Here is a 9,067-nt window from a genome sequence, read left to right as displayed (position 1 = left end):
GGGAGTCGGGAAAAGGTAACAAAAATTCTCACAATTCCGACACGGATTGGTATTACAGGTCTTGGTGGCGAGTGTGGGAAATTGGGCGCGATGTTCCTTCGGAACCGCTTCGCGAACGCATCATCTCCAGCACAAGCGGTAGAGTTTTCTTCCTGGTCTAGTTCACAACTACACCATTATAATTACTAACCCTATCTGGAAGGAGCCAAACAATCTTGTTTCCCGATTCCCGATTCCCGATTCCCGATTCCCGATTCCCGATTCCCGATTCCCGATTCCCGATTCCCGATTCCCGATTCCCTAAAACAAAACCCAATCGATAACTCCTATCAAATGGTAAACTATACATTCATTCTCCATATCAAGGAGATAGAAGATGAATTCAGGTATGCCATTACTTTAGACAAAAGTCAGGAAGATAATCCCGCTTTATTTTTTACGTTATCAGAGCGAGAAAAACTGAGAAATTGGTTTCAAGAGCAAAGCCTATGCAAAATTAATGGTCATCATCTCGATAAAATTATAAAAACCTGGATACAAGACATAGAAGAAGGCTTTCGAGACAGTTCCATTACTCTAGATTTGCCTTTAATGATAGAGTCAGATATCAGTAACCTGAAAGAATCCGGTAATCAAGAAATATCCGATCCAATTTACCCAGATTTGTCGGGGATAGAACCTATTTCAGGAATGTTACCGCCGTTGAATTTTAATTAGAATTATTGTAGAAGTAGGGAACAGGGAGTAGGGAGTAGGGAGTAGGGAGTAGGGAGTAAAGAATATGGCATCAAAAATTATCACAATTAATTCATTTATTATCTCTAGATTTAGACAGCGTTTTTAATAACTATGAGGTACATAGAATTTTTTCCCGGTTCCCGATTCCCGATTCCCGATTCCCGATTCCCGATTCCCGATTCCCGATTCCCGATTCCCGATTCCCTGCTCCCTTTTTAGTTCAATCCTATGTTCACAACTCAAATAAAAACCCTATACAACAATGAGTAACCCACCCCTATATGTAGCAATCACTCCTCATCGTGAATTTCTCCCTGCGGATACCCCAGACCAGAAACTATTTGTGATGTTGAAACTGCGACCGACCAAAGAAGTAGCAGTGGAGCTACCCTCAACTAGTTTTGCTTTTGTGATCGATACCAGTGGTTCCATGTATGAAGTGGTGGAAGGGGACACAAAACCTACAGGTAGAGTGTACACACAGGATGGAAACAACTATGAGGAAGTGACAGGTGGTAAAACCAAGATCGATATTGTGATTGAGTCACTGTTAAATTTAGTGCGCTCTAACCAGTTAGGTGGAAGCGATCGCATTGCCATTATCCAATTTGACGACCAAGCCTCAACTATTGTTGGACTAACACCAGCAACTGAAACCAGCCAGTTAGAAGCAGGGATTGAGAAACTCCGTAACTACAGTGGTGGCACCTGCATGGGAGAAGGGATGGAGCAGACCCTGACTATGCTCTCCGGTCAAACCATGACCAGTCGTCATGCTTTAATCTTTACTGATGGTCAAGCCTTTGATGAAGAAGAATGTCGGGAACTCGCGAAACAATTTTCGGAAAACGGTATCCCCATTACAGCCTTGGGAGTTGGTGACTACAATGAAGACTTACTGATCAACCTCAGCGATACTACCGCTGGTCACCTTCACCATATCGTTTCAGGAGATGCCACAGGTACTGATGTTGCTATTAGGGACTTACCCCAAATCCTGTTTAGAGAATTTAGCCAAGCCCAACAGGAAGTTATTAATAACCTTACCCTTACTGCCAAGACAGTTAAGGGGGTAAAACTCACCCGTGTTGTCCGGGCTTACCCTGATCAAGCGGAATTTCCCCTGATTCAATACCCCTATCTGATTGGCACCGCCATGGCCAATGATGAAACAGTCTTTATTCTGGAATTCACCATCGACAGTCACAGCAGCTCCCGTGTACGTATTGCTCAACTTGGTTTAACCTACGATATTCCAGGACAAAATCGCCGAGGTGAGCTGCCACCTCAAAATGTGGTAGTTCAATTTGTTCCTGGTCAGAGCGGAGCGGCACAAGTAGACCCAGAAGTAATGGGTTATGTACAACAGTGCAATATTTCTCAGCTAGTAACTCAAGCTACCAGACTGGCTGATAGTAATCCCGAAGAAGCAGGAAAACTATTAGATACTGCCCGTCGGATGACAGTCAGGATTGGCAACCAAGCCATGCTTGAATCTCTCAATCAAGCTCAAGACGAGTTACGCAAAACTCGCAAGATTTCTTCTGGAACTCGTAAAACCATCAAAATGGGTTCCAGAGGTAAGACTATCAAAATGAGTGGAGATATTAATACTGAACTTTCAGAAGAACAGATTCGTAAGGTCTCGGGAACTTAGACCGTCAGCGGTCAGCGGTCAGCGGTCAGCGGTGAGCTAAAAGCTCACGCTACGCGAACAGCCGTTCAGCCGTCAGCGGGCATCTTGGTGGAACAGGCATCTTGCCTGTTTCAATTCCCAGGCGGGCTGTCCCAACCAGGCGCAAAGAGCTTGAACATCAGGACTCACCCGCCCCTAACACACCCTACGCATTCCCGATTCCCGATTCCCGATTCCCGATTCCCGATTCCCTGTTGCCTATTCCCTTTTTATATATTTACTCACCAAGGATTTATCAATGATTACCTGCTCAATTTGTGGCTATGATAAAAACCCAGAAGGAACCGAATTCTGTGAGGCTTGTGGTTCTGAATTACAATCCCAAACCAAAGTACCACCTGAATCTCAACCACCAACCCTAATCCAACCTCTTCAGCCGGATCCCTGGAAAACTACACCAGCACAACCTCTTGATGAGCCTCTACCAATCACCCTAGAGCAACCCCAACCCCAGCCCTTTATACCTCCAACTCCTCCTATTACTAATACTGCTTTAATAGCGAAACTGATTGCTAAGCAAGCTGATGCTCCTGTCCCAGAATTCTGGCTAGATCATAGCAATCTTATCGGCATCTTTGATCCAGATATGGGTCCTGTTGATATTGACTTAGAGCCATTTATCGGTAACGAGACAGTCTCCCGCCACCACGCAGAAATTTATCGAGAGGGAGGGCAATGGAAAATCAAAGACCTTGGTTCTACCAATGGTGTTTTTATCAAGCCTGCTGGTAAAACTCGCTTCAATGCCAAAATTACCCGACCGGAAACCATCAATCCCGGAGATGAAATTGCGATCGCTAAAATTCGTTTCCTCTTCCAAAGCCCATAACAGTGCATCTCATATTTGTCGGGAATCGGGAATCGGGAATCGGGAATCGGGAGTGTGGGGAGATGGGGAGATGGGGAGATGGGGAGATGGGGAGATTATGATGACAGCGTTTTTCATAACTATGAGGTGCGCTCTTACCATTAAGAATTAAATTCGCCACAGGTCGCACCTGAGGTACACAGGATTTTTTTCACTCTTACCTCTTGCCTATTGCTAGCATGCCTATTGCCTATTGCCTGCTCCCGACTCCCGACTCCCTCGGTGCGCTTTCCGTTGGCGAATTAAATTCGCCACGGGTCGCACCGCTCCCGACTCCCGACTCCCCCACTCTCACAACCATGGAATTTAAATCAATACCAGCTTATGACCAATGGTTTAGTAATTGAACAAGATGCAGAATTCCCGATAGACAACTATCACCTCAAAGTCCGGTCATACCTAGGTCAATTGACAGTAGGTATTCACTACTTTGAAGTCAACCTTGAGTCTACTGACCCCAGTCCCACTACAGGCAACTTGGCCTTGCTGCGTGTGGGGTCTAGTGACGGTGGGCTAAGTCGAGAATTACAGCTACGGGAAAAGCTAGGTAACTATGCCATGATTGCCGAATTACTAGCTAGTACCATCCAAGACTCTGTGGTTATTAACCCTAGGGCGTGTTTTCAAAGTTTTCCGCAAGATTTAGATCCCCCCCAGCCCCCCTTAATAAGGGGGGAGCCATACTCAAAGTCCCCCGAGCGAGCAATCCCTCGCTCGGGGGATTTAGGGGGATCTCCGAGTTTGAAGACACGCCCTAGCCCATCCTCCCTGGAGCCAGAACCGGAGACACAGCAGCCAGAAGAAATAGAATCTTGTGAGCAACAGTCTCCAGTTAGCACTGACCAAGAGGAATCAGAAGCAACAACTGAAGAAGAAACCACTGAACAACAGCTAAACCCTGAAACTACAGAAGATTCCTCGGAAACCCCTAAGGACCCTGAGCCTGAATCTGAATATCTAGAGGAAGAATACTATCCAGAAAATGAAATCAGTCCTGACACCTCTGGTCAAAGGCTGATGCTATTAACGTCGCTGCCAGACAGTCAATCAACCTTAGAGACTTGGCTGCAAGAAGAGCATTCTGATCAAGAGTCTCTATCACTGATTATCCCCATCTGTCAATGTTTTTACTATTTATATCAGCGTCAGTGGTGCTTGGTTGATGTGATTCCGAAACTGATTGAAATCGGAAAACCGATCAAGTTTTTTGATTTAACCAGTGCCTATCCTATTGATCAAAAGCTCGACTATGGCTTGTTAGGAAACTACTGCGCTTTTGAACTCTCCTCCGGTAATCCCTTCCAGGAGTCAATGAGCAGTTACACTGTGGGAGCGCTGCTTTACCAAGCTATTCATCAACAGCTTCTTCCACAAGACCAGACTCTTGACATCCAGATTAAGCCCATTCCTCAGATTTATCAACTGCTCAAGATTTGCCTCTCTTCTGTTCCAGAAGAACGCTTCTCCCTTTCCCACTTACTGAGTCTCTTAATTGAAACTCGTAAATCATTTCAGACCACCCAAGTTCAATGGCAAGTGGCCAGTAAATCAACAGTAGGACTCTCAACTAGTCGTTTACACAACGAAGATAGTTATGGAGTACGACAGCAACAGTTGAGTAATGGTGATACTATGATTTTAGCCGCTGTTGCTGACGGTATGGGTGGCATGTCTCAGGGAGAGTTAGCCAGTCAATTAGCCATCAAAACCGTGTTTGAGCAACCGATTCCCTCTGAGTTGAAAACTGTCAACCAGCAGACAGATTGGTTGGTATCATTATTCCAAAACGCTAACCAATCTGTAACTAACGCCGTACGAAACGGCGGAACCACACTAAGTGTAATTTTAGGGATTAGTAACAACTTACTAGTGGCTCATGTGGGAGACAGTCGTATTTACTTAATCAGGAAAGAACAAATATGTCAATTAACTGAAGACCACTCACTAGTAGCGATGTTACTGGCCAGTGGTGAAATCACCTATCAAGAAAGTCTTGACCATCCAGATAGTAATATTCTTACTAAAGCCCTGGGTTCACAACCAAGACTTAGTGATGGTTATGTCCAAGATTTGAGCCACTTTAGTCAAGACTTATCCCTAGCTCTAGAAGATAGTGATATCTTGCTGCTCTGTTCAGATGGTGTCTGGAGTTTAGTGTCAGATACTGAACTAGCGGAAACTTTTAAAAAAACTCAGCCTTTACAAGCAGCTGTTGACGAAATTATCCAAAAAGTTATAGATAATGGAGCATATGATAATGCTACAATTTTAGCATTGGAGTGTTGTATAAAAAATGCTAGTTGAGGCATCTGCACTTAAATAAAGTATAGCATTTATAAATGAGATGTAAACCGAGGATGTCTTTTTTTATTGTCTAATAAAAATACGGATATCTTTACCCTCTTGCCTCTTGCCTCTTGCCTCTTGCCTTCCCCTCCTGGGAGGGGTTAGGGGTGGGTTCCTCTTGCCTCTTGCCTCTTGCCTCTTGCCTAAAAGACTATGTTCACAACTCAAATCCAAACGCTATAACTTATGTACACCAATCAACAGAGAACCAATATAGCCTCTCGTCTTACGGAAATTCTCGAAAAGCGCAAACCCTTTATTGAACGCCTCACCAGTGTAGAAAACCACCTAAAAACCCTTCACTCCACACTACTTGAGCTAGAAAAACACCGCCAGAAGCTAATTCAATTACCCGATAATGCTGAAATAGCTGGGAACTTACAACAAATCAATTTCCCTGGACTGCTCAAGCGCTTGGAATTTCAAAGTAATAAACTAGCTCAACTTCATAAACGCTTTGACCGTGGCACCCTTAATATTGGTGTCGTGGGGTTAATGCGACAAGGTAAAAGTACACTACTCAAAAGTTTGAGTGGACTTTCCGATGATGAGATTCCTGCTCGTGAAGGAGGAGCCTGCACAGCAGTTAGGAGTACAGTCTATCATCAAAATCAACCAACCTATGCTAGGGTAACATTCCATGATGAAGACTCATTTCTCAAAGAAGTCATTGGCTCCTATTACGAAGAACTAGGCTTAGCACCCAAACCAAAGAGTTTGGATGACTTTGCTAGTCAGCTTCCCGAACTGCCTAGTGATGCTGCCACAAAAAAAGCCATGTACGAACGCCTCCGCAACGAATATTATGCTCATTTCAATCAGTATCGCCATCTACTGGAAGCAAACTCCCCTCGGGTATTAGATCGGGTTTCCAAGGAAGAAATACGCAACTATGTAGTTCACCAACAAGATCCCAATAGTAACTTCGCGGTTTTGGCAGTCAGAGAAGTAGAGATATTCTGTCCTTTCAGTAAATCCGAAGTTGAAAAGATTGCCTTAGTAGACATACCCGGTTTAGGGGACCTCAGAGTAGGGGATGAAAAGCTGATGCTACAAACCCTAGGGGAGCGAGTGGATGTGGTTCTTTTTGTGCGGAGACCAGACCCTGTAGGCTACCAATGGGAAGAGAGAGATACGAAACTTTATGACACAGCCCAGAAAGCCCTGAATGACCTGCCAGCTCGCTCTTTCATGGTACTCAACAAAATGAGCAGTGCTGATCAAGACAACTCTAAAGGCTGTGAAACCCTTAAAAGAACGATTCGGGAAAACCACATAGAGGTGGTTAATTGTGTAATCGCTGACTGTTCTAATCCTGACCAAGCTAACCAAGTTTTGGAGTTAATTCTAGACTACCTAGTGGACAACATTGAAGACCTAGACAGTAAATATGCCAAAGCTTATCAAGACCACATAGATATCCTCCACAGAGATTTAGAAACTGATTTACAGAAAGCCAGTAAAGCCCTAGCTGGATTTGGGGATGAAGACCAGTTATTTGTGGAGCGATTCAAGGAGTTTAAAGAAGAGCTATCTGACAGTCTTGAAAAATTCCTCAAAAAACTCAGAAAAAACCGGGAAACAGTTGATCCTTACTTTAAAGCAAAAGTCGATACTGTAATGAAAGCCTGCCAAAGTGACCCGGGAATTCCAGAACTAGACGAAATTGAAAGACAACGCACAGACCGATTCGGAGGCTCTTACAGGTCTACCTACTACGGGTCGATTGCAGCGATGCGAGCCAACCTCTCAAAGCATTTCCTTTCCTTAAACGAAGGGCTACAGCAGTCAGTGGAGCAGCTCAAATCAGAAGTAACAAATGTGCTGGTAAACCTGAAAAAGGGGCACTTGGGGAATCTAACCAAGGAACGGGACGCCAAGTTTCTAGGGGTGATGACCGAGTTACTCGATAAGTATAACAATCAATTAGAGCTAGGATTCCGAACCCTTTGGGAGTCTCAAGTTTCCTATGAGGGATTAATTATACACAGTATTCGACAGCACTTTGATGACGAACTTGAACCGGATCTAATCAACAACAACACCCTGAGCATTAAAAATTCAGAGTCAGGAGAATCCCAAGTTGAAGAGTTTAATCAACAAGAAGTAAAAAATCGTCTAGAAGCTCTTCATAAAAAAGTGGTCATTAAATGCAAAGAAACCTTAGATCAGTGGTTAACTGAGCCGAGCCAAGTCAGATACTTCATCATCGGAGAGTTTTTTGATCGCATTCACTATGCCAAAGATATAGGAGACCAGTGGCGGACTTTTCTAAGAAAGGAAGAAATTCGCTCGAAAGTATGGCCTGAGTTCCAAAGGCTCAAAGAACATAAACAAATTCAGCAGGAGTGGCAAAATTTGCTCCAAAAAGCAATCAGCAGCAACAAATTGGAATCTATGCAGTTTTTGAACTAACTTTGCGTAAGCTATCAGCCTGGTTGACTGACAAAATTTGAAGTGAAAAGAGCGAAAAGTAAGAGTATTCAGGGTGTGGATAAGGTTGACAAAAGTACACCGGATCATCTGATTGACCCATGATGTGATGAGTTAAAATACACAAAAAACTATTGAGCAAGCAAACCCAAATGCAGATTAAGGTCGCAATACATCCAGCAGAAGAAGGTGGTTTTTGGGCAGAAGTACCCGCACTACCTGGCTGCATTACTGAGGGAGACACAATGGAAGAGGTTTTAGCAAATCTTCAAGATGCCATTGAAGGTTGGTTAGAAGTTGCCAGCAATTCCTATATTCCTGAACCCAACAGCAAAATTGTGGAAGTTACAGTATGAAATCTGTTTCTGGCAAAAAATTCTGTAAAATTATTGATAAAAAAGGATGGGTTTTGAGAAAAATTACAGGAAGCCATCATATTTATGAAAAGCCAGGAGCTCAAAAAATCCTATCCGTTCCAGTTCACAAAAATCAAGATTTGAAGAGAGGAACCCTAAAAGCATTGATGAAAATAGCAGAATTGGAAGAATCAGATCTCCAGTAACACCTTTGATCACAACCTCAACTTTTGCACCGCCAACCGCTTCGTCTCCTCCCCCCGTCTATCATACTTGGCAGTGGTCACAGGAGACCCATAACCCGCCAACTTCTGAACCGTAACGATATCCACTCCCCCATCCAATAGATCACTACAAAACGTCCGAAGCTATGAGGTACAAAGGATTTTTTACCTATTGCCTCTTACCTATTGCCTATTGCCTCTTGCCTTTTGCCTATTGCCTATTGCCTATTGCCTCTTGCCTTTTGCCTTCCTAAAATTGTAGAAACCTACAATAATGTCTAAGCTGTTGCGCATTTAAACTGTGATAACAGCATTGCCTTTGTTTTTTATTTTTCGTACCCATTTTATAATTAACCCTCCTTCATTTAAAAGATGATTTAACAAACATTCTAATTCTTCAATTGAT

The 9,067-nt window shown here is 43.6% G+C and carries 10 protein-coding genes and 1 pseudogene; 10 read left to right on the top strand and 1 reads right to left on the bottom strand.

From position 1 onward, the window contains the following. The 10 genes from F6K37_RS24690 to F6K37_RS24645 all read left to right on the top strand — a co-directional run. The coding region (locus F6K37_RS24690; protein ID WP_287252775.1) for a hypothetical protein at positions 1 to 189 on the top strand (189 nt) is incomplete at its 5' end. Between the two features lie 144 nt (positions 190 to 333). Then, positions 334 to 717 (top strand): hypothetical protein, encoded by a 384-nt coding sequence (locus F6K37_RS24685; RefSeq protein ID WP_287252773.1) that lies wholly within the window; start codon positions 334 to 336, stop codon positions 715 to 717. Between the two features lie 283 nt (positions 718 to 1,000). Then, positions 1,001 to 2,395, top strand: a complete 1,395-nt coding sequence (locus F6K37_RS24680; RefSeq protein WP_287252772.1) for a vWA domain-containing protein — start codon at positions 1,001 to 1,003, stop codon at positions 2,393 to 2,395. Between the two features lie 101 nt (positions 2,396 to 2,496). Next, complete coding sequence (locus F6K37_RS24675; protein ID WP_287252771.1) at positions 2,497 to 2,676, top strand: hypothetical protein; 180 nt, start codon at positions 2,497 to 2,499, stop codon at positions 2,674 to 2,676. Continuing rightward, entirely contained in the window at positions 2,673 to 3,263 is a 591-nt protein-coding gene (locus F6K37_RS24670; protein WP_287252769.1) for an FHA domain-containing protein, read from the top strand. Before F6K37_RS24675 ends, F6K37_RS24670 begins: the two co-directional genes overlap by 4 nt. 203 nt (positions 3,264 to 3,466) lie before the next feature. Further along, positions 3,467 to 3,649 carry a hypothetical protein gene (locus tag F6K37_RS24665; protein WP_131826924.1) on the top strand — a complete coding sequence of 61 codons (183 nt, stop codon included), beginning with the start codon at positions 3,467 to 3,469 and terminating at the stop codon, positions 3,647 to 3,649. Further along, complete coding sequence (locus F6K37_RS24660) at positions 3,627 to 5,606, top strand: PP2C family protein-serine/threonine phosphatase (protein WP_287252766.1); 1,980 nt, start codon at positions 3,627 to 3,629, stop codon at positions 5,604 to 5,606. Before F6K37_RS24665 ends, F6K37_RS24660 begins: the two co-directional genes overlap by 23 nt. A 228-nt stretch (positions 5,607 to 5,834) precedes the next feature. Continuing rightward, positions 5,835 to 8,063 (top strand): dynamin family protein, encoded by a 2,229-nt coding sequence (locus tag F6K37_RS24655; protein ID WP_008182205.1) that lies wholly within the window; start codon positions 5,835 to 5,837, stop codon positions 8,061 to 8,063. A 170-nt stretch (positions 8,064 to 8,233) separates the two neighbouring features. Continuing rightward, positions 8,234 to 8,437 (top strand): type II toxin-antitoxin system HicB family antitoxin, encoded by a 204-nt coding sequence (locus tag F6K37_RS24650; RefSeq protein WP_008182203.1) that lies wholly within the window; start codon positions 8,234 to 8,236, stop codon positions 8,435 to 8,437. After that, entirely contained in the window at positions 8,434 to 8,643 is a 210-nt protein-coding gene (locus tag F6K37_RS24645) for a type II toxin-antitoxin system HicA family toxin (RefSeq protein WP_287252763.1), read from the top strand. The genes F6K37_RS24650 and F6K37_RS24645 overlap by 4 nt, the downstream gene beginning before the upstream one ends. A 9-nt stretch (positions 8,644 to 8,652) precedes the next feature. Here the strand turns inward: F6K37_RS24645 and F6K37_RS45640 are convergent. After that, positions 8,653 to 8,802: pseudogene (locus F6K37_RS45640) on the bottom strand (tyrosine-type recombinase/integrase); the annotation flags it as partial. Between the last annotated feature and the right edge of the window lie 265 nt (positions 8,803 to 9,067).

Source organism: Moorena sp. SIO4E2, from assembly GCF_010671945.1.
Classification (GTDB): Bacteria; Cyanobacteriota; Cyanobacteriia; order Cyanobacteriales; family Coleofasciculaceae; genus Moorena; species Moorena producens.
The sequence above is the reverse complement of the archived record's forward strand: the minus strand, read 5'-3'. Positions and strand labels throughout refer to the sequence as shown.